Origin of the sequence: Streptomyces venezuelae (assembly GCF_008642275.1) — a bacterium.
GTDB lineage: Bacteria > Actinomycetota > Actinomycetes > Streptomycetales > Streptomycetaceae > Streptomyces > Streptomyces venezuelae_E.
This window is the reverse complement of record NZ_CP029189.1, coordinates 2,749,200-2,768,874: the sequence shown is the minus strand read 5'-3', so window position 1 is coordinate 2,768,874 and position 19,675 is coordinate 2,749,200. Positions and strand designations below refer to the sequence as shown.

Genomic DNA, 19,675 nt, shown 5'->3' with positions numbered 1-19,675 from the left:
TCAGATGAGCGACTCCACGCACGAAACCGACAACACCGGGGGCAAGCTGGTCGTCCTCGACATGGCCGGCACCACCGTCGCCGACGGCGGCCTCGTCGAGCGCGCCTTCGAGCAGGCCGCCGAGCACCTCGGCGTCGAGCCCGGCACCCCCGACCACGCCGAGAAGCTCCGGTACGTCCTCGACACCATGGGCGAGTCCAAGATCTCGGTCTTCCGCCACCTCTTCGGTACGGAAGAACTCGCCCGCCGCGCCAACACCGCCTTCGAAGAGGCCTACGGCGCCCTCGTCGACGGCGGCCTCGTCACCCCGCTCCCCGGCGCCCGCGCCGCGATCGAGCAACTCCGCGCCGACGGCCGCACCGTCGTCCTGACCACGGGCTTCGCCCGAGTCACCCAGGACGCCATCCTCGACGCCCTCGGCTGGCAGGACCTCGCCGACCTCACGCTCTGCCCCGCCGACGCGGGCGGGCGCGGCCGCCCGTACCCGGACATGGTGCTGACCGCGTTCCTGCGCACCGGCGCCGTGGCCGACGTACGCGACGTCGTGGTCGCGGGCGACACCGCCTACGACATGCTCAGCGGCCGCCGGGCCGGCGCCGGAACCGTCGCGGGCGTCCTCACCGGCGCCCACGGGCGTGAGGCGCTCACGCGGAACGGCGCGACCCACGTGCTCGCCTCCGTCGCCGAACTGCCCGCCCTCCTGGTGGAGTCGGCGTGAGCGGGATCCGTTTCGACGGGGTCAGCGTCGCCTACGGCGGCAACACCGTCCTGGACTCCCTCGACCTGACCGTCGAACCGGGCGAGGTGATGGCCCTGCTCGGCCCGTCCGGTTCCGGCAAGACCACGGCCCTGCGCGCCGTCGCCGGTTTCGTACGGCCCGTCGCGGGTCGGGTGCTGATCGGCGGCCGGGACGTCACCGCGCTCCCGCCGCACAAGCGCGGCATCGGCATGGTCGTCCAGCAGTACGCGCTCTTCCCGCACATGCGGGTCGAGGACAACGTCGCCTTCGGCCTCAAGGCCCAGAAGGCCCCGAAGGCCGAGATCCCCGGCCGCGTCGCCGAGGCCCTCGAACTCACCGGCATGGCCGCCTACGCACGGCGCCACCCCCGCGAGCTCTCCGGCGGCCAGCAGCAGCGCGTGGCCATCGCGCGCGCCCTCGCCATCCGCCCCGGGGTGCTCCTGCTCGACGAGCCGCTGTCCGCCCTCGACGCGCAGCTGCGCTCCGGGATGCTCACCGAGCTGGCCCGGCTGCACCGCGAACTGCCCGACGTATCGATTCTGTACGTCACCCACGACCAGGTGGAGGCGCTCACCCTCGCCGACCGGATCGCCGTCATGGACCAGGCCCGGCTGCGGGACTGCGGGACCCCGCAGGAGCTGTACCGGTCGCCGCGCACCGAGTTCACCGCCTCGTTCGTCGGCAACGCCAACCTGCTGCCGGTGACGGTCGCCGAGGGCGGCGCGGTCTTCGAGGGCCGGACGCTGACCCTCGACCGCGGGCGGGCGGCGCCGGGTTCGACGGCGACCCTGTGCGTACGGCCGCACCTGCTCGGTCTCGGCGCCGGCCCCAACGCGCTGAGCGGCACCGTCGCCGAGGTCCAGTGGCGCGGGTCGACGCACCGGCTGTACGTGGACGTCGACGGGCACCGGGTGAAGGCGGACCTCCCCGAGCTGCGGGTGACGCCCGCGCTGGGGGACCGGGTCACGCTGCACTTCGAGCCGGGGGACGCGGTGCTGTTGGCGGCGGGGGTGTCCGATGCCTGACGCCGCCCGGCGGGCGCGGGTGGTCCCGGCCCAGGACCGGGGCTCCGCCCCGGAGCCCGCGCCTCGAACGCCGGCGGGGCTGGAAGATCGGGGCTCCGCCCCGGGCCCCGCGCCTCGAACGCCGGCGGGGCTGGATGGTGCCCCGGCGGGGCTGGATCGTGTCCGGGCCGGGCTGGATGGTGCCCCGGCGCGGCCGGGAAGGGTGCCGCGTTGGGTGTGGGGGTTGCCGCCCGTGGCCCTGCTCGCGTTCGGGTTCCTGTATCCGCTCGCGCTCGTCGTCCAGCAGTCGCTCAGCCCCGAGAACGGCGGCGGTGCCTTCGACGCGTACGCCTCCGTCTTCGCCTCTCAGAGCTTCCGCGAGGCCCTCGGCACCACCGTCTGGCTGGCCGTCGGCGCGACCGCCGGATGCCTCGTGCTCGGCTTCACCCTGGCGCTGATCATCGCCTTCGTGCCCTTCCCCGGGGCCCGTGCCGTCGCCAAGTTCATCGACGTCTTCCTCTCCTTCCCCTCCTTCCTCATCACCCTCGCCCTCCTCTTCGTCTACGGCACGGTCGGCATGGCCAACGGCCTCGTCACCGACCTCACCGGCGCTGCCGTCGGGCCCTTCCGGTTCCTCACCACCCCCTGGGGCGTCCTGCTCGCGGAGGTCACCTACTTCACGCCCTTCGTGATGCGCCCCCTGCTCGCCGCCTTCTCCCAGCTGGACACCGCCCAGCTGGAGGTCGCTGCCGGCCTCGGCGCCCGGCCCGGCCGGATCGTCCGGCAGGTGATCCTGCCCGAGGCGCTCCCGGCCCTGGCCGCGGGCGGCAGCCTCGTCCTGGTCATGTGCCTGAACGAGTTCGGGATCGTCCTGTTCACCGGCGCCAAGGACGTCACGACCCTCCCGATGCTCATCTACGGCAAGGCCATCCTCGAATCCGACTACTCGGCCGCCTGCGTGGTCGCCGTCGTCAACATCGCGATATCCGTCGGCCTGTTCGGCCTCTACCGGGTGGTGGGCAAGCGTGCTGGTGCATAGCAAGAGCGGCCGCCGGGCCGCCTGGGGCCTCTTCGGCGTTCTCTTCCTGCCGCTGTTCGCCCTGCCCCTGCTCGTCGTGGTCGCGGCCTCCTTCGCCACCCACTGGTCCGGGGCCTTCCCCTCCGGTCCGACCACCGGGAACTACGCGGCCGCCGTGCGCGGCGAATCCCTCCAGGCCCTCACCACCAGCCTGGTCACCGCCCTCGTCTCCAGTCTCCTCGCGCTCACCGTCGGCACCTGGGCCGCCCTCGCCGCCGCCACGCTGCGCGAGCGCGGCAAGCGGATGCTGGACGCGCTGTTCATGCTGCCCGTCGCCGTGCCGTCCGTGGTGGTCGGGCTCGCCGTGCTCGTCGCCTTCAGCCGGCCCCCGGTCCTGCTCAACGGCACCAGCTCGATCGTCGTCCTGGCGCACACCGTCCTTGTCACGGCGTTCGCCTACCAGTCGGTCGCGGCGGCGATCGTACGGCTCGACCCCGCGTACGAGCAGGCCGCCGCCTCCCTGGGCGCCCGTCCCGCGTACGTCCTGTGGCGGGTCAGGCTTCCCCTCCTGCTGCCGTCCCTCACGGCCGCGGCCGGCCTCTGCTTCGCCCTGTCCATGGGCGAGCTGAGCGCCACGATGATGCTCTACCCGCCGGACTGGATGCCCCTCCCGGTCCGCATCTTCACCGCCACCGACCGCGGTTCGCTCTACAGCGGCTCCGCCGTCGCCGTGGTCCTGATGGCCACCACCCTGCTGGTCCTCCTGGCCGTCTCCCGGATTCGCACCAGCGCCTCCTACCGCTGAACCCGCGGGGCCCGCACCCGCACTCACACCCCCGCACCCGCACCCGCACTCACACCCCCGCAGACTCCCTTTCCCCGTAAGGAAGTTCCATGACCGGCAAGAGACTCCTCCGCATCGCCACCGCCGTCACCGGCGGCCTCGCCCTCGCCTCCTCCCTCACCGCCTGCGGTGGCGGTTCCTCCGCCGCCGACTCCAAGGGCGGCGAGAAGGTCGTCACCGTCTACAGCGCCGACGGCCTCAAGAGCGAGAAGGGCGACGGCTGGTACGACAAGGTCTTCGCCGACTTCACCAAGAAGACCGGCATCGAGGTCAAGTACGTCGAGGGCGGCTCCGGCGAGATGGTGCAGCGCGCCGTCCGCGAGAAGACCAACACCCAGGCCGACGTGCTGATCACCCTGCCGCCGTTCATCCAGCAGGCCGACGGCAAGGGCCTGCTGCAGTCCTACCGGCCGCAGGGCTCCGAGAAGGTCAACGGCGCGGACAAGGCCGCCGACGGCAAGTGGACCTCGGTCGTCAACAACTACTTCGGGTTCGTCTACAACAAGAAGGAGCTCGCCGAGGCCCCCAGGACCTGGGAGGAGCTGCTGGACGCCAAGTACAAGGGCAAGCTGCAGTACTCCACCCCGGGCGTCGCGGGTGACGGCACGGCCGTGCTCATCAAGTCGATGCACGACTTCGGCGGCAAGGAGTCGGCGATGGACTACCTGAAGAAGCTCCAGGCCAACAACGTCGGCCCGTCCTCCTCCACCAGCAAGCTGGCGCCCAAGACCGACAAGGGCGAGCTGCTCGTCGCCAACGGTGACGTCCAGATGAACTTCGCGCAGTCCAAGTCCATGCCGAACCTGGGCATCTGGTTCCCGGCGAAGGAGGGCGGCAGGCCCACCAGCTTCGCGCTGCCGTACGCGGCCGGTCTGGTCGACAAGGCCCCGCACGCCGAGAACGGCAGGAAGCTCCTCGACTTCCTGCTCAGCGAGGAGGCCCAGCAGCTCGTCAGCGGGGTCGGCGGCGGCTTCCCGGCGCGCACCGACGTCAAGCCGACCGACGCCAACGCCGTGGAACTGACCAAGCTCATGACGGGCGTGGAGATCTTCGAGCCGGACTGGGCCGACATCGACGCGAACCTCACCGGCTACGTCGACGCGTGGAAGTCGGCAACCGGAAGCTGACCGGCAACTTCCTGGCCACTCCCGACCGGCAGAGTGACTCTTGCATAACGGGTCTGGACCGAAGACCGCACCTTCGGTCCGGACCCGGCGCACGACGGAACGTCGAAGATCCCCGCTCCTTTCGCCGCTCACTTGCTCCCAGGAGGAGTACGTGTCCCCTGTCCTGCCCGGACGTCGCGCCCTCGCCGCGACCGCCGTCACCTCCGCCCTGATCGCCGCCACCGTCGCGGCCACCCCCGCAGGCGCCGCCGGCGCGGCGGCCAACACCGACAAGGTCCTCGTCATCGGCATCGACGGCGCGGTCCTGGACCGCGTCAAGGCGGCCAACGCACCCCACCTCAACGGTCTGATGGCCCAGGGCCTGACCGCCCGCAGCACCCTCTACGCGAGCCCGATGGCCGCCACCTCCTCGGGCCCCGGCTGGTCCACCATCGCCACCGGGGTCTGGCCCGACAAGCACGGCGTGAAGGACAACTCCTTCACCGGTAAGAACTACACCGCCCACCCGGACTTCCTGACCCGCATCGAGAACGCCAGGCCGGCGCTCAACACCTACGCGGCCGCCGACTGGGAGCCCATCACCTCCACCGACCAGAACGGCCCGATCTTCTCCGCGAAGGTCGACAAGCGGCTCTCCCTCAAGGGCGACCGCGACGGCTACCGCTCCGAGGACCCGAAGATCGCCGCGGCCGCCGCCGAACTGCAGGGCCAGAACCCGGACGCCGCCTTCGTCTACCTCGGCGAGATCGACGCGGCCGGCCACTCCTACGGCGCGGCCAGCCAGCAGTACCTCGACACCATCGCCCGTGTCGACACCCTGGTGGGCCAGCTCCTCACGGCCGTCAAGAACCGCCCGACGTACGCCCAGGAGAACTGGAAGATCCTCGTCACCACCGACCACGGCCACACCGACTCCGGCGGCCACGGCGGCTCCACCATCCAGGAGCGCGGCACCTTCGTCATCGCCAAGGGCGCGGGCATCCCGGCCGGCTCCGTACGCACCGACGTGCGGCTGGCCGACGTCGCCGCCACCGCGCTCGCCCAGGTCGGCGTCAGCACCTCCGCTCTCGACGGCGTCCCGCTGAACGCCCCGGACGACGACCCGTTCGACGGCCTGCGCCCGAACCTCCAGGCCCGGGTGGACGAGACGGGCATCCCGGCCGGCGTGAAGGGCTTCACGCACACCCCGCCCGCCGGGTGGTCCGTCGACAACTCCAAGATGGGCACGGGCGGTGTCACCGAGTGGGCCGGCTGGGCCTTCGCGACCGACGAGTTCTGGAGCCAGTCGCAGCGCGACCAGTGGCGCGAGCTGAACGTCCGCTCCCGTGACGTCTTCGCCGTCGCCGACTCCGACGAGTGGGACGACAAGAGCCACACCGGCACCTTCGACTCCACCCTCGTCACCCCCAAGTGGACGGTCGCCGGCGGCAGCACACGGAACCTGACCTTCCAGACGCACTACCGTCACGAGGCCGGCCAGACCGGCCAGGTCCTGGTCTCCTACAACGGCGCCGCCCCGGTCGTGGTGAAGACCTACACCGCCGACGCCGTCGCCAGGTCCGAGTCCCTCGCCCTCCAGGTCCCCGCCGGCGCCACCGACGTCCAGGTCCGCTTCCGCTACAGCGGCAACAACAACTGGTTCTGGACCGTCGACAACGTCCGCCTGGGCTGATCCCCCTCCCGCGGTCCGGGCTGTGGACGGCAGGGACGTCGACGGCCCGGCCCCGTTAGGGTGGCAGAGACCAGAGGTCGCAGGTCACCGAGAGCGGAGAACAGTCCAGTGGCAGAGCGCAAGCCGATCGAATCCTGGCTCACCGACATGGACGGGGTCCTCATCCACGAGGGCACCCCGATCCCCGGCGCCGATGCCTTCATCAAGCGGCTGCGCGAGTCCGGCAAGCCCTTCCTGGTGCTGACCAACAACTCGATCTACACCCCCCGCGACCTCCAGGCCCGCCTGAGCCGCATGGGGCTGCAGGTCCCCGTCGAGAACATCTGGACCTCGGCGCTGGCCACCGCGAAGTTCCTCGACGACCAGCGTCCGGGCGGCACGGCGTACGTCATCGGCGAGGCCGGCCTGACCACCGCCCTCCACGACATCGGCTACATCCTGACCGACCACGAGCCCGACTACGTGGTCCTCGGCGAGACCCGGACGTACAGCTTCGAGGCGATGACCAAGGCGGTCCGCCTGATCAACGCGGGCGCGCGCTTCATCTGCACCAACCCCGACGAGACCGGCCCCTCCACCGAGGGCCCGCTCCCGGCCACGGGCGCCGTCGCCGCGCTGATCACCAAGGCGACCGGCAAGAAGCCGTACTTCGCCGGGAAGCCGAACCCGCTGATGATGCGTACCGGCCTGAACGCGATCGGCGCGCACTCGGAGACCAGCGCGATGATCGGCGACCGGATGGACACTGACGTGCTGGCCGGTCTGGAGGCGGGCATGCAGACGTTCCTCGTCCTCACCGGCCTGACCACCGAGCAGGACACCGAGAAGTTCCCGTTCCGCCCGACCAGGACGGTCGCGTCGATCGCGGACCTGGTCGACCTGGTCTGACGCGTCCGGACCGGTCTGACGCGTCCGGCGTGCCCGCCCCGGCGCGTGGCCGCATGCCCGCGGCACACGGGTACGGCGTACGGCCGAACGGGCGTACCGCGTTTGGGGCGTACGGCCGACCCGTACGGCGCCGCTCCGGATGCGCGGCGGCGCGCCGCGCGTGAATCTCCTTGTCGAGGAGGTTCACCATGCGCAGTGTTCCGATCGCTGTCCGCGCCACCGCGATGGCCGTCGTCCTGGCGGCGTTCTCGGCGGTGACCGCGCCGATCGCCCTCGCGGGCGAGGAGGACCGCGGTGACCGCGGAGATCGAGGCAGCGTCACGGTCGACCCGAGTCCGGCTCACCCCGGAGCGCAGGTCAAGCTGCGCGTCCAGGGTTGTGACGGAACCCGCGGAGCGGCCAGGTCCGCCGTCTTCGTGTCGGAGGTCGACCTCTACGGCCGGGACGGCGGCCGCAGCCCGCTCTACGGCGACGCGATGATCAGCTCGCACGCCTCGCCCGGCTGGCACGCCGTCCGGGTGATGTGCGACGGCCACGAGAAGTTCAGCGGCTCCGTCCAGGTCTCCGAGTACCGCCACCCGTCCCACCACGCGACGCCCGTCTGGCCGGTGCACGCGGGCGGCGGCGGCATGTCCGCCGAGCTCGCGGCGCAGTCGGCCAAGAAGGCCCACGGCGCCGACGGACCCGGGCTGCCGCACACGGTCATCGGTGCCGTCCTCGCAGCGGTGGCCACCCTGGCCGTCGCGGGCCGGGCGCTGGCCCTGCGCCGCCGCCGCAGCGGTGAGTGAGGACAAGGCCTCCGCCGGCGGCCGGCTGCTGACCTTCGCCGCCTGGGCGGTGCTGGTGCTCGGTCTGTGGCTGTGGGGCCGCCAGCTCACCGTGGCGCCTCCCCCGCCCGCCGGGCAGGCCGGAGGGGCGGTGGGTCCGGGACTGCCGGCCGCGCACGCCCCGCTCGCCGCGGCCCCGCCCCAGCGCGTCGACGTGCCCTCCATAGGCATCCAGGCCCCGGTGATCTCCCGGGACCTGGACAAGGACGGCGCGATCGAGCCGCCCCCGTACGACCGGCCGGGCACGGTGGGCTGGTGGGGCCGGGGCACCCAGCCGGGGACGGCCGGGACGGCGCTGATGGTGGGCCACGTGGACACCCGCTCCAAGCCGGCCGTGTTCTACGGCCTGAGCTCCACGCAGCCGGGCGACAAGGTGCGGGTGGTGCGGACGGACGGTTCGGTCGCCGAGTTCACGGTCGAGGACGTACGGGTCTACCCGCGCGCGGCCTTCGACGCGCACAAGGCCTACGGCCCGCGGGTCCGGGGCCGCGCGGAGCTGAGGCTGGTGACCTGCGGGGGCACGTACGACAAGGTGGCCAAGGAGTACACGGCGAACGTGGTGGTCTCCGCCTACCTGACCGGGGTGGGAGCCCGCCCGGCCGCGCCGGGCACCGCGGCCTGAGCGCCCGCGCCGCCCCGGCACAACGAGGAAGCCCCCCGCAGCTTTCGCTGCGGGGGGCTTCCTCCGTCTGTGCGCCGCCAGGGACTCGAACCCCGGACCCGCTGATTAAGAGTCAGCTGCTCTAACCAACTGAGCTAGCGGCGCTTGCTGACAGGGAAAACTCTACCCCACCTCCAGGGGTGCCCGTGACCAGCCACGCCCACCTTGTCCGATTAACCCATGTTTGAGGGGTTTATCGTGCACCATATGTCTGCGCGTGCCGCATCTGATGCCTCATCAGCTGCGGCTCCGGCCGACCGGTGGACGAGTGGACGAGCAGGGGAGTGGACGGAACCGCATGACGATGCAGCCTCCGACGCATGTGCAGATGCCGATGCCCGGTTTCGAGGAGTACCAGCCCGCGGGCGACTGCGTGTGCCGGGGCTGCGCCCAGCGCCGCCGCGCCCTCGCCCGCGGGCGGGCCGTACCGCTCCGGGACGGTGGGCACCCGGCCGCACGCGGCGCCCGCCGGGCGCTGGTGCTGGCCACCGCCGCGGGAGTGGTCCTGGGCGGCGGCGGCACCACGGCCGCGGTCGCCGTGACCACCCCGGCCCCGGGGCCGGTCGCCCTGGACGACCCGGGCTCCCCGCAGGGCGCCCGGACCCCGCTGCACGGCCCGAAGGGCGGGCCGGTGGGGAAGCCCGGCGCTCCCGCCCAGCCCGGCGTCGTGCGGCGGATCGACCGCGCGACGATCATCAACCGGGCGAAGCTGTGGCTGGACGCGCAGGTCCCGTACAGCATGTCCGAGTACTGGATGGACGGGTACCGCCAGGACTGCTCGGGCTACGTCTCCATGGTCTGGAACCTGGGGTCGAACGAATGGACCGGCAGCCTCGACAAGTTCGCCACCAAGATCACGAAGGATGAGCTGCTGCCGGGGGACATGCTCCTCTTCCACAACCCGGCGGACCCCAACAACGGCTCGCACGTGGTCATCTTCGGCGGCTGGGTCGACTCGACGCACACGCACTACGTGGCCTACGAGCAGACGCGCCCGAACACGCGGAAGCTGGCCACCCCCTACGGGTACTGGAGCAACGCGACCAAGTACGTCCCGTACCGGTTCAACGGGGTGCCGGCCGGCATCCTGCCCGACACTCCGGGCGCCCCGCCGCCGGCGGGCCCGAAGCCGGGGGACGCGACCGTCTTCCCGGGCGCGGACAAGTTCGGCCCCGGCGCCACCAACGACCACGTCGCCCAGCTCGGCCGGATGCTGATCGAGCGCGGCGCCTACCGGTTCTACCCCAAGGGGGTGGCCGACCGGACGTGGAGCGACCACGACAAGCTCGCCACCGCTGCCTTCCAGCGCGCGCAGGGCTGGACGGGCGCGGACGCCGACGGCATTCCCGGCACGCACACGTGGAAGCTGCTGGTCGAGAAGCAGGGCAAGAACATCCCGCCGACGGTCGGGGCCGCGCCGGGACCGGGCGGGGTACGGGCCTTCCCGGGCGCCGGGGTGTTCCGCCCGGGCCAGTCGCACGAGGCCATCAGGGCGCTCGGCCGCCAGCTGGTGAAGAAGGGCTTCGGCAAGTACTACACATCCGGTCCGGGCCTGCGCTGGAGCGAGGCCGACCGCCGCAACGTCGAGGCCTTCCAGCGTGCGCAGGGCTGGACCGGCGCCTCGGCCAACGGCTACCCGGGCCCGGAAACCTGGCGCCGGCTGTTCGCATGACGGAGGTAACGATGTTCCCCACGCGCACCACCTCGACGACGGGCACCCTCCGCGTGCCGCCGGCCGTCCCGGCGTCGGTCCGGTCGGCGGTCCCGGCGTCGGTCCGGTCGGCGGATCCCGCCCCGGCTCCCGCACCCGTCCCGGCTCCGGCGCCCGTCCAGGCTCCGGCACCCACACCCGCCCCGGCTCCGGCGCCCGCCCCGGCTCCCGTCCAGGCTCCCGCACCCGTCCTGGCTCCGGCGCCCGCCCCGGCCCCGGCCCCGGCCCCGGCGCCCGCCCCGGCTCCCGCACCCGTCCCGGCTCCGGCGCCCGTCCAGGCCCCGGCTCCGGCCCCGGCGCCCGCGGTCCTGCCGGCGGCTCACCCGCAGTGGGCCGCGGAGCCGCCGCCCGTACCGGAGCCGGTGCACGCGGCCGTCGCCCTCGCGGCCCCGCGCGAGGCCGCCCCGCCGTTCCCGCCGCCCGCCCTGGTGGGCGGCCCTGCCGCGCCGGAGCACGCCGGCGCCGCCGAGACCTCGTTCGGCTGGGCCGCGGCGCGGGCCGCCCGCCCGGCCCCCGAGCCGCCGCACGGCTGGGAGGTCCCGGCGGCCCGGGCCCATCCGTACGACGAGGGGGACCAGGGCGCCGCGGCCCCGTGGGCCGGCCCGGGCCTGGACATCCCGCACCCGCAGGAGGCGGAGACCCCCGCCGGGGTGGCCACCCTGCGCCTGCGGACAGCCGAGTCCGAGTCCGGGCCCGGACCGGCGGCCGCTCTTGAGCCGGAGCCGGAGCCGGAGCACGAACACGGGCACGGAATCGAGCCCGCTTCCGACCCCGTGGACGCGGCACTTCCGCCGGACTTCCACGTCCCCGGGCCCGGACCGGCGGCCGTCGTCGAGCCCGGTCCGGAATCCAAGCCCGATCCCGATCCCGAGCCCGAGTACGCTCCCGAACCCGCGGACGCGACACCGCGCTCCGGCATCCCCGGCCCCGGCCCGGTCGAGATCGTCGCCCAGGCGGTGGCCCGCGGCCTGGACGAGGACTCCGGGGCCCCGGACCTGCCGGGCCCCGGAGCCCACCGGGGCACCGCCGTCACCGAGGTGCCCGTGCACCTCCCGTTCCGCGGTACGCGGCAGCTTCCGGTGGCACCCGTACCGGCGCCCGTACCCGGACCCGCACGCGGGGCCACCGCACCCGCACGCGCGGCCACCGCACCCACCGCCCGCTCCCCGCGCCCCGCCCCCGGCCGCCGGGTGCCCCGCGGTGACGACCGGCTCCGGGAGCACCGCGGCCCGGTGCTGCCCGGCTGGGTCGGCGTAGCGGTCGGCGGGCTCGCCCTCGCCGGCTGCCTGGCCGTGCTCTGGCGGGCCGGGGCCGTCCCCGCCGCGTTCGTGGCCGCCTTCGGCGCGACGCCCCGCGCCTATCACGGCCTGCGTGCCACCCACTGGCCGCCGCTCGCCTTCCTCGGCATCGTCGCCCTCGTGTCGCTGGGCGGACTCGGCCGGTCCCGCACCGGCCACGCCTGGGTGCTCACCCTCTTCGGCCGCTACCGCGGCACCGTCCGGCGGACCGGCCTGACCTGGGTCAGTCCGCTGCTCCTGCGCCGCCGGGTCGACGTACGCCTGCGCCACTGGCGCAGCGACCCGATGCCCGCCGTGGACTCGGGCGGCCTCGCCCTCCAGGTAGTCGTCCAGGTCGTCTGGCAGGTCAGGGACACCGCGCGCGCCACCCTCGCCGTCGAGGACCACACGGAGTACCTCGCCGAGCAGGTCGAGTCGGCGATGGCCCGCGTGCTGTCGCAGCTGCCCGCCGACGCCTTCCACGAGGACGCCCCGACCCTGCGCGACGCCGAGGCCGTCGGCGACGCGCTGACCCGGATGCTGGCGGCCGAGACCGAGGCCGTCGGGATCGAGGTGTTCTCGGCCCAGCCGACCCGGATCGAGTACGCGGCCGAGGTGGCCGAGGCCATGCGCCGCCGCCGGGTCGCGGCGATCGACGCCAAGCACCGGGACACCGTGCTGTCCTCGGTCGTGGACGCCGTCGACGACACCGTCCACCGGCTGACCTCGCGCGGGCTCGTCGAGCTCGACGACTACGAGCGCAAGGCGCTGGTGAAGGACCTCACGGTCGCCTTCTACACGGGCCGCTCCGAGTAGGGAGCGGCGGTTCGGCGGTACGGGAACGGGTGGCCGGAAGGTAACGGACCACCCGTTTTCCCATTGGTATGGACATGGCCAACTCTCGTCAATAATCTGGGACTTGGTCTAGACCTGATCCCCACGTGCGCGCGCTCTCACCGAACTCCCCCCACGTTCAAGGAGCATCATGCGTCCCATCCGCATGCCCGGAATCCCCCGGCGGGCCGGCGTCGCCGCGCTCGGCGTCGGCCTCGTCGCCGGAATCACCCTCGTCGGCGCCCCCACCGCCAGCAGTCACGGCTACACCGACACCCCGATCAGCCGCCAGAAGCTCTGTGCCAACCGGACCGTCTCCGACTGCGGTGCGATCCAGTGGGAGCCGCAGAGCGTCGAGGGCTTCAAGGGCTTCCCGGCCGCCGGCCCCGCCGACGGCAAGATATGTTCCGGCGGACTCTCCCAGTTCTCCGAGCTCGACAACCCGCGCGGCGGCGCCTGGCCCACCACCAAGGTGACCAGCGGGCAGAGCTACTCCTTCCGGTGGCAGTTCACCGCCAACCACTCCACCACCGACTTCAAGTACTACGTCACCAAGAACGGCTGGACCGGCACCAAGGCCCTCACCCGAGCCGACCTCGAACCCCAGCCCTTCCTCACGGTCGCCTACAACGGCGCCCGTCCCGCCATGACCACCGTCCACCAGGGCGCCATGCCGAGCGGCAAGACGGGCCGGCACCTGATCCTGGCCGTCTGGACCGTCAACGACACCCCGATGGCCTTCTACGCCTGCTCCGACGTTCAGTTCTGACGTATCGTCAGCTACCCTCCGGCGGCATGCGGACGACGACTGCACCCGAAACCGTCGCGGAGCTCATAGCGCGCCAATGGGGCGACCACCGGCCCGGGCTGAAACACGAGGAAGGTGTCCTCACCCACCACCGGACCGCCCAGGAGGCCGCCGCGCGCGCCGCGCTCCTCGTCGACCTCATGCCCCCGGGGGCCGAGCCGCACCTCGGGGTCCTGCTCGACAACACCCCCGAGTTCCCGTTCTGGCTCGGCGCGGCGGCCCTCGCCGGGGCCGCCGTCGCCGGGATCAACCCCACCCGCCGCGGCCCCGAACTGGCCCGCGACATCCTGCACACCGACTGCCGGATCCTCGTCACCGAACGCACCCACCTGCCGCTGCTGCGCGGCCTCGACCTGCCCGGCGTACGCATCCTGGTGACCGGCACCGAGGAGTACGAGGCCCTGCTCGCTCCCTACGCGGCCGCCGAGCCCGGCGAGGCCGCCCTGCGGACCCCCGGCCCCGGCTCCCGCCTCCTCCTCTACTTCACCTCCGGCTCCACCGGTGCCCCCAAGGCCGCCATCTGCAGCCAGGGCCGGCTCGCCGCCGCCGGAGCCGCGCTGGCCCGCCAGTTCACCGTCACCCCGGACGACGTCCACTACATCTGCATGCCGCTCTTCCACGGCAACGCCGTCATCGCCGACTGGCTGCCGGCCCTCGTCGGCGGAGCCCCGGTGGCGCTGCGCCGCCGCTTCTCGGCCTCCGCGTTCCTGGACGACGTACGGGCGTACGGGGCCACGTACTTCACCTACGTCGGGCGGGCGATCCAGTACCTCCTGGCCACCGAGGCCCGCCCCGACGACCGCGACCACACCCTGCGCCTCGGCTTCGGCACCGAGGCCGGAGCGGTGGACGCGGCCCGCTTCGCCGAGCGGTTCGGGGTCCGGCTGGTGGAGGGCTACGGAGCCACCGAGGGCGGAGCCTCCGTCCAGCGCACCCCCGACACCCCGCCGGGCGCCCTGGGCCGGGCGGGCGCCGGCGACGACCTGGCGGTGATCGACCCGGCCACCGGCGCGGAATGCCCGCCCGCGGTCCTCGGCCCGGACGGCCGTCTGCTGGGCGGGTCGGCGGCGATCGGAGAACTGGTCAACCGGGGCCGCAGCCTGTTCGAGGGGTACTGGCGCAACCCGGACGCGGAGGCCGACCGCACCCGCGACGGCTGGTACTGGACGGGGGACCTCTTCTTCCGCGACGAGGCGGGCTTCCTCTACTTCGCGGGCCGCACCGACGACCGGCTCCGCGTCGACAGCGAGAACCTCGCCGCGGCGGTGATCGAGAACATCCTGGCCCGCTGGACGGACGCGGCGGCGGTCGCCGTCTACGCCGTCCCCGACGAGGTGGCGGGGGACCAGGTCATGGCGGCCCTCGCCCTCCGCGAGGGCGCGGCCTTCGACCCGTCCGCCTTCGAGGACTTCCTGGCCCGGCAGCCGGATCTGGGCACGAAGATGGCCCCGCGCTACGTCCGCATCGTCGAGACCATGCCGACCACGGCGACGAACAAGATCCACCGGGTCTCCCTCCGCCGCGAGGGCTTCCACCGCGCGGACCAGGTCTGGCACCGGTCCCCTGCCGGGGGCTACCGCCGCCTGGACGCGGCCGCGCGGGCGGCGCTCCTCGCGGCGTACGAGACCCACGGCCGCGCGGCCCTCCTCCCCGACTGACCCGCCTCGATCGCCGGCGGGGCCGCATCTCAGCCCTGCCGGCGATGAGGGCGCGGGGGTCCGGGGCGGTGCCCCGGGTTCTTGCTGGACCTGCCGCCCGCCGAGGGCACCCACCGCCGGGTTCTGGCGGTCCTGGCGTACCTCCGCGGCTGATGGTTTTGAGCACCCCTGAGGACCGGGTAGTATTTTCTTTGTCAGCAGGCGCCGCTAGCTCAGTTGGTTAGAGCAGCTGACTCTTAATCAGCGGGTCCGGGGTTCGAGTCCCTGGCGGCGCACCTGTCCTTCGGGCGGTTTCCGGTTCACCGGGAACCGCCCGAAGTGTTTTCCGGGTCCGCCGGCAGTACCGGTGCCGCCGTCCGCCCCGCTCTTCTAGAGCGTGAGCGACAGCAGCAGTGGCGCGGCCTTCCGGTTCAGGGTGTCCGCGGCGGCCCGCAGCCGGTGCGCGTGTTCGACCGGCATCGACAGGGCCAGGCAGCCCACCGAGGCCCCGGCCGTGATCGGGACCGCTGCGCAGACCGTGCCCACGGCGTATTCCTGCAGGTCCAGCATGGGCACGGTGGCCGGCTGGGCGTCCAGCTTGGAGAACAGGATCCGCTCGTTCACGATCGTCTTCGACGTGAGCCGGGCGATCTTGTGCCGGGACAGGTGGTCGCGGCGCCCGTTCAGGTCGAGCTGCGTCAGCAGGCACTTGCCGACCGCGCTGGCGTGCGCGGCGGAGCGGAAGTCGACCCACTCGTGCACCTTCGGGGTGCGGGGGCTGTCCGCGAACTGCGTGATCCTGACCTCGCCGTCCACGTACCGGCTGATGTAGACGGCCGCGCCGACCGAGTCGCGCAGCCGGTCCAGGGTCTCCTGCAGCTTGTCGGTGAGCGCCTGCTGCCGGTCGATGCCGGAGCCGAGCAGGACGAGGGAATCCCCTATGGCGTATGCGCCGTCCGACACCTGCAGGACGTACCCCTCCCGGCGCAGCATGAGCAGCATCGGCGCGAGATGGGCTGCGGGCAGGCCGGTCTCACGCGCGATCTGCACGTCCGTCACACCACCGGTGTGGCGTGCGATCGTTTCGAGTACGCGGAGTGCGTACTGCACCGAGTGGAACGGCGCGGTCGGCTCGGGCTTCAGCGCCACGGTTTCCCCCTAGCAGGTTGTTACCGCTTGCCCTACCACGATAGCCACCAAGAGGCCCATGTGGAGCGCCTGTTGGGGAGATTGCTGGCTCAATCACGTCCGTCTGCCAGGATCTACCCTATTGGCATATGCCAAGGTCATGAGCTTAGCCCGGTCCCTCCGGGAATGCCCGGCGACCGCTCACGGTTCGAGTTCTTCGTACGGTGTCGCACTGATGTCGTACGTACGCGAGAGCGAAACGGGAGCGACGATGAGTGACGCAGGGGACGACGCGCGGGGCGACGCGAGCGCGGGCGGAGCGCCGAACCGGAACGCGAACGGGATCCGCGCCACCGCGCCGGGCCGGGCGATCGTACCGCTCTCCGTCCTCGACCTCGTCACCGTCGGCGCGGGCAGCACCGCCCACGCCTCCCTCCGCACCAGCGTCGAGATCGCCCGCCTGGCCGAATCCCGCGGCTACCACCGCCACTGGGTCGCCGAGCACCACTCCATGCCCGGCGTCGCCAGCTCCTCACCCGCCGTGATCCTGGCCCACCTCGCCGCGCACACCTCCCGCATCCGGCTCGGCTCCGGCGGGGTCATGCTGCCCAACCACGCCCCGCTCGCCATCGCCGAGCAGTTCGGCACCCTGGAGGCGCTGGCCCCGGGCCGGATCGACCTCGGACTCGGCCGCGCCCCGGGCACCGACGGCCGCACCGCCGCCGCGCTGCGCGGTTCCGGGCGCCTGGACGAGGCCGCCGACGCGTTCCCCCGGCAGCTCGCCGAGCTCACCCGCTTCCTGGACGACGACTTCCCCGACGGGCATCCGTACGCCCGCGTGCACGCCGTACCCGGCCCGGTCCAGGGCCCCGCCGCCCGGCCGCCGCTGTGGCTGCTCGGTTCCTCCGGTTTCAGCGCCCGCCTCGCCGGCGAGCTCGGCCTGCCCTTCGCCTACGCCCACCACTTCTCGGCGGCCGGCACCCTGCCCGCGCTCGACCTCTACCGCCAGAGCTTCCGCCCCTCGGCCGTCCTCGACGCCCCCTACGCCGTCATCGGCGTCTCGGCACTCGCCGCCGACACCGACGCGCAGGCCCGCTCCCAGGTCCTCACGGGAGCGCTCTCGATGCTGCGGCTGCGCACGGGACGGCCCGGCCTGATCCCGACGCCCGAGGAAGCGGCGGCGTACGCCTTCTCCCCGCTGGAGCGGGAGTTCGTCGACGGCTGGCTCGCGAACGTCGTCCACGGCACCCCCGACGAGGTCCGCACCGGGCTGGATGACCTCGCGAAGCGCACGGGCGCGGACGAGCTGATGCTCACCGCCAACGCCCATGGCGGTGCGGCCCGGTTGCGCTCGTACGAGCTCGTCGCGGACGCGTACGGCATGCCGGTGGAGGTACCCGCCGCCGGTTGACGGCGTGCGAACGGCGTTTGGCTGGTTTGTTGCCGAAACCTTGCACGGAGCTGCCTGAAGGCAGCCTTAAACCGCTCGTCACCCGGGGTGGCGGGCGGTTTCTGATGTGCGTTCAGGTCTCTGACTTGGGGAAATAGCACCTGAGTGGTCTAGTCCTTCTTTGGTCCGAACCATTGACGTGGGGGTGGAGTGATCGCTATCACTTCTCTCACCCGAACCGCTTGAACTCCCCTCCCACCCCCACGGAGACAGCTCATGCACATCCGTAAACCACTCCTCGCAGCCGCCGCCACGGCCGCGTTGGCCGCCGGAGCGCTGGCCTCCTTCGCGGGACTCGGCACCGCCCAGGCCGCCGACGCGGGCGCCACCGCCGCGGCGGGCGGGGTCCGCATCGCCTACTACGACCAGTGGAGCGTGTACGGGAACGCCTTCTACCCCAAGCACCTCGACACCCGTGGCATAGCGGGCAAGCTGGACGTCATCAACTACTCGTTCGGCAACATCCACCCCACCAACCTCACCTGTTTCGAGGCGAACAAGGCGGCGGGCGACGACAACAACCCCAACGCCGGTGACGGCGCGGGCGACTCGTACGCCGACTACCAGAAGTCCTTCAGCGCCGCGGACAGCGTCAGCGGGGTCGCCGACAAGTGGGACCAGCCGATCGTCGGCGTCTTCAACCAGTTCAAGCAGCTCAAGGCCAAGTACCCCCACCTGAAGATCAACATCTCGCTGGGCGGCTGGACCTACTCCAAGTACTTCAGCGACGCGGCCAAGACCGACGCCTCCCGCAAGAAGCTGGTCTCCTCCTGCATCGACCAGTACATCAAGGGCAACCTCCCGGTCGAGGGCGGCTACGGCGGCCAGGGCGTCGCCGCCGGCATCTTCGACGGCATCGACATCGACTGGGAGTACCCGGGCTCCTCCGGCGGCCACCTCGGCAACCACTACGCCCCCGAGGACAAGCAGAACTTCACGCTCCTGCTCAAGGAGTTCCGCGAGCAGCTCGACGCCTACGGCCAGGCCAACGGCGGCAAGAAGTACCTGCTGACCTCGGCGCTCCCGGCCGGCCAGGACAAGATCAAGTACATCGAGACGGACAAGATCGGCGCGTACCTCGACTACGCGAACATCATGACGTACGACATGCACGGCGCCTGGGACGGCGACGGCCCGACGTACCACCAGTCCCCGCTGTACTCCGGCGCCAACGACCCGACCGACCCGATCGCGCCGGGCACCCAGAAGTACAGCATCGACAACGCGATCGACTCCTGGATCGACGGCAACCCGGCCTACGGCATCACCGGCGGCTTCCCCGCGAACAAGCTGACGCTGGGCTACGAGTTCTACTACCGCGGCTGGAAGGGCGTCCCCGCCGGGCCGAACAACGGCCTCGCCCAGTCCGCCACCGGCGCCTCCGGCGCCCGGCCCACCAGCCAGCAGGCCGGCATCGCCAACTACAAGGAACTCGGCGGCCTCGTCGACAACCCGGCGACCACCTTCTGGGACGACCAGGCCAAGGCCTCGTACTTCTACAAGGACGGCGAGTTCTTCACCGGCCTCAACCAGAAGTCCATCCAGGCCCGGGTCGACTACGGCAAGCAGCGCGGCCTGGCCGGCGCGATGATGTACTCCCTGCTCGGCCTGGACAACAACACCACCCTGCTGAACCAGATCTCGGACGCCCTCGGCGGCACCACGGTCCCGCCGACCACCCCGCCGACGACGCCTCCGACCACTCCGCCCACGACCCCGCCGACCACGCCCCCGACCACCCCGCCGACGGGCTGCGGCTCGACCCCGGCGTACGTCGCGGGCACGGTCTACACGGCCGGCAACGAGGTCGCGCACAACGGCCGCAAGTACAAGGCCCAGTGGTGGACGCAGAACGAGACCCCGGGCACCACGGGTGAGTGGGGCGTCTGGAAGGACCTCGGCGCCTGCTGATCTCCCCCCACCCCGCGCCGAGCGACACCTCCGCCCTGTCCCCTCTCCGGGGGCGGGGCGGAGGTGTGTGACATGGTTGCGGGATTCCGCACATCACTCCGTGTCGGGATCGCTACGCTCGGCCACAAGCTCGTTCTCC

The 19,675-nt window shown here is 72.4% G+C and carries 16 protein-coding genes, 2 tRNA genes and 1 pseudogene; 17 read left to right on the top strand and 2 right to left on the bottom strand.

The window, feature by feature from the left end; genetic code table 11:
• Positions 1 to 4: 4 nt before the first annotated feature.
• The 9 genes from DEJ51_RS11895 (at position 5) to DEJ51_RS11855 (ending at position 8,741) form a co-directional block, all read left to right on the top strand.
• Positions 5 to 718 (top strand): phosphonatase-like hydrolase, encoded by a 714-nt coding sequence (locus DEJ51_RS11895; RefSeq protein ID WP_150257571.1) that lies wholly within the window; start codon positions 5 to 7, stop codon positions 716 to 718.
• Complete coding sequence (locus DEJ51_RS11890) at positions 715 to 1,764, top strand: ABC transporter ATP-binding protein (RefSeq protein ID WP_150257570.1); 1,050 nt, start codon at positions 715 to 717, stop codon at positions 1,762 to 1,764. The genes DEJ51_RS11895 and DEJ51_RS11890 overlap by 4 nt, the downstream gene beginning before the upstream one ends.
• Positions 1,757 to 2,782: a 2-aminoethylphosphonate ABC transporter permease subunit gene (locus DEJ51_RS11885; RefSeq protein WP_411757302.1), complete on the top strand. Its 1,026-nt coding sequence runs from the start codon at positions 1,757 to 1,759 to the stop codon at positions 2,780 to 2,782. The genes DEJ51_RS11890 and DEJ51_RS11885 overlap by 8 nt, the downstream gene beginning before the upstream one ends.
• Positions 2,769 to 3,566, top strand: coding sequence for an ABC transporter permease (locus DEJ51_RS11880; protein WP_150257569.1), 798 nt, complete (start codon positions 2,769 to 2,771; stop codon positions 3,564 to 3,566). Before DEJ51_RS11885 ends, DEJ51_RS11880 begins: the two co-directional genes overlap by 14 nt.
• An 89-nt stretch (positions 3,567 to 3,655) precedes the next feature.
• Complete coding sequence (locus tag DEJ51_RS11875; RefSeq protein ID WP_150257568.1) at positions 3,656 to 4,732, top strand: 2-aminoethylphosphonate ABC transporter substrate-binding protein; 1,077 nt, start codon at positions 3,656 to 3,658, stop codon at positions 4,730 to 4,732.
• A gap of 151 nt (positions 4,733 to 4,883) precedes the next feature.
• A complete protein-coding gene (locus DEJ51_RS11870; protein ID WP_223835767.1) occupies positions 4,884 to 6,404 on the top strand; it encodes an alkaline phosphatase family protein in 1,521 nt (506 codons plus the stop codon).
• Between the two features lie 108 nt (positions 6,405 to 6,512).
• Positions 6,513 to 7,292 (top strand): HAD-IIA family hydrolase, encoded by a 780-nt coding sequence (locus DEJ51_RS11865; RefSeq protein ID WP_030728679.1) that lies wholly within the window; start codon positions 6,513 to 6,515, stop codon positions 7,290 to 7,292.
• A 188-nt stretch (positions 7,293 to 7,480) separates the two neighbouring features.
• Complete coding sequence (locus DEJ51_RS11860) at positions 7,481 to 8,080, top strand: hypothetical protein (RefSeq protein ID WP_223835766.1); 600 nt, start codon at positions 7,481 to 7,483, stop codon at positions 8,078 to 8,080.
• Positions 8,073 to 8,741 carry a class F sortase gene (locus tag DEJ51_RS11855; RefSeq protein WP_150257567.1) on the top strand — a complete coding sequence of 223 codons (669 nt, stop codon included), beginning with the start codon at positions 8,073 to 8,075 and terminating at the stop codon, positions 8,739 to 8,741. The genes DEJ51_RS11860 and DEJ51_RS11855 overlap by 8 nt, the downstream gene beginning before the upstream one ends.
• A 70-nt stretch (positions 8,742 to 8,811) precedes the next feature.
• Here the strand turns inward: DEJ51_RS11855 and DEJ51_RS11850 are convergent.
• Positions 8,812 to 8,885: transfer RNA gene (locus DEJ51_RS11850), tRNA-Lys, on the bottom strand.
• A gap of 223 nt (positions 8,886 to 9,108) precedes the next feature.
• Here DEJ51_RS11850 and DEJ51_RS11845 point away from each other — a divergent pair.
• The 6 genes and pseudogenes from DEJ51_RS11845 to DEJ51_RS11820 all read left to right on the top strand — a co-directional run bounded on the left by DEJ51_RS11845 (position 9,109) and on the right by DEJ51_RS11820 (position 15,343).
• Positions 9,109 to 10,452 (top strand): peptidoglycan-binding protein, encoded by a 1,344-nt coding sequence (locus DEJ51_RS11845; RefSeq protein ID WP_150261843.1) that lies wholly within the window; start codon positions 9,109 to 9,111, stop codon positions 10,450 to 10,452.
• Positions 10,453 to 10,463: 11 nt separating this feature from the next.
• Positions 10,464 to 12,584, top strand: coding sequence for an SPFH domain-containing protein (locus tag DEJ51_RS34980; RefSeq protein ID WP_223835765.1), 2,121 nt, complete (start codon positions 10,464 to 10,466; stop codon positions 12,582 to 12,584).
• Positions 12,585 to 12,753: 169 nt separating this feature from the next.
• A complete protein-coding gene (locus DEJ51_RS11835; protein ID WP_190620331.1) occupies positions 12,754 to 13,371 on the top strand; it encodes a lytic polysaccharide monooxygenase in 618 nt (205 codons plus the stop codon).
• A 26-nt stretch (positions 13,372 to 13,397) separates the two neighbouring features.
• Positions 13,398 to 15,068, top strand: coding sequence for an AMP-binding protein (locus DEJ51_RS11830; protein WP_150257566.1), 1,671 nt, complete (start codon positions 13,398 to 13,400; stop codon positions 15,066 to 15,068).
• A gap of 84 nt (positions 15,069 to 15,152) precedes the next feature.
• Positions 15,153 to 15,221: pseudogene (locus DEJ51_RS35725) on the top strand (DNA-binding response regulator); the annotation flags it as partial.
• A gap of 48 nt (positions 15,222 to 15,269) precedes the next feature.
• A tRNA-Lys gene (locus DEJ51_RS11820) sits at positions 15,270 to 15,343 on the top strand.
• A gap of 94 nt (positions 15,344 to 15,437) precedes the next feature.
• On the opposite strand, the gene DEJ51_RS11815 is transcribed toward DEJ51_RS11820, so the two are convergent.
• On the bottom strand, positions 15,438 to 16,196 hold the full coding sequence (locus DEJ51_RS11815) for an IclR family transcriptional regulator (RefSeq protein ID WP_030012142.1): 759 nt from the start codon (positions 16,194 to 16,196) through the stop codon (positions 15,438 to 15,440).
• Positions 16,197 to 16,446: 250 nt separating this feature from the next.
• On the opposite strand from DEJ51_RS11815, the gene DEJ51_RS11810 reads away from it, so the two are divergent.
• Positions 16,447 to 17,586, top strand: coding sequence for an LLM class flavin-dependent oxidoreductase (locus tag DEJ51_RS11810; protein ID WP_150257565.1), 1,140 nt, complete (start codon positions 16,447 to 16,449; stop codon positions 17,584 to 17,586).
• A 255-nt stretch (positions 17,587 to 17,841) separates the two neighbouring features.
• Positions 17,842 to 19,536 carry a glycosyl hydrolase family 18 protein gene (locus tag DEJ51_RS11805; RefSeq protein WP_150257564.1) on the top strand — a complete coding sequence of 565 codons (1,695 nt, stop codon included), beginning with the start codon at positions 17,842 to 17,844 and terminating at the stop codon, positions 19,534 to 19,536.
• The last annotated feature ends 139 nt before the right edge of the window (positions 19,537 to 19,675 follow it).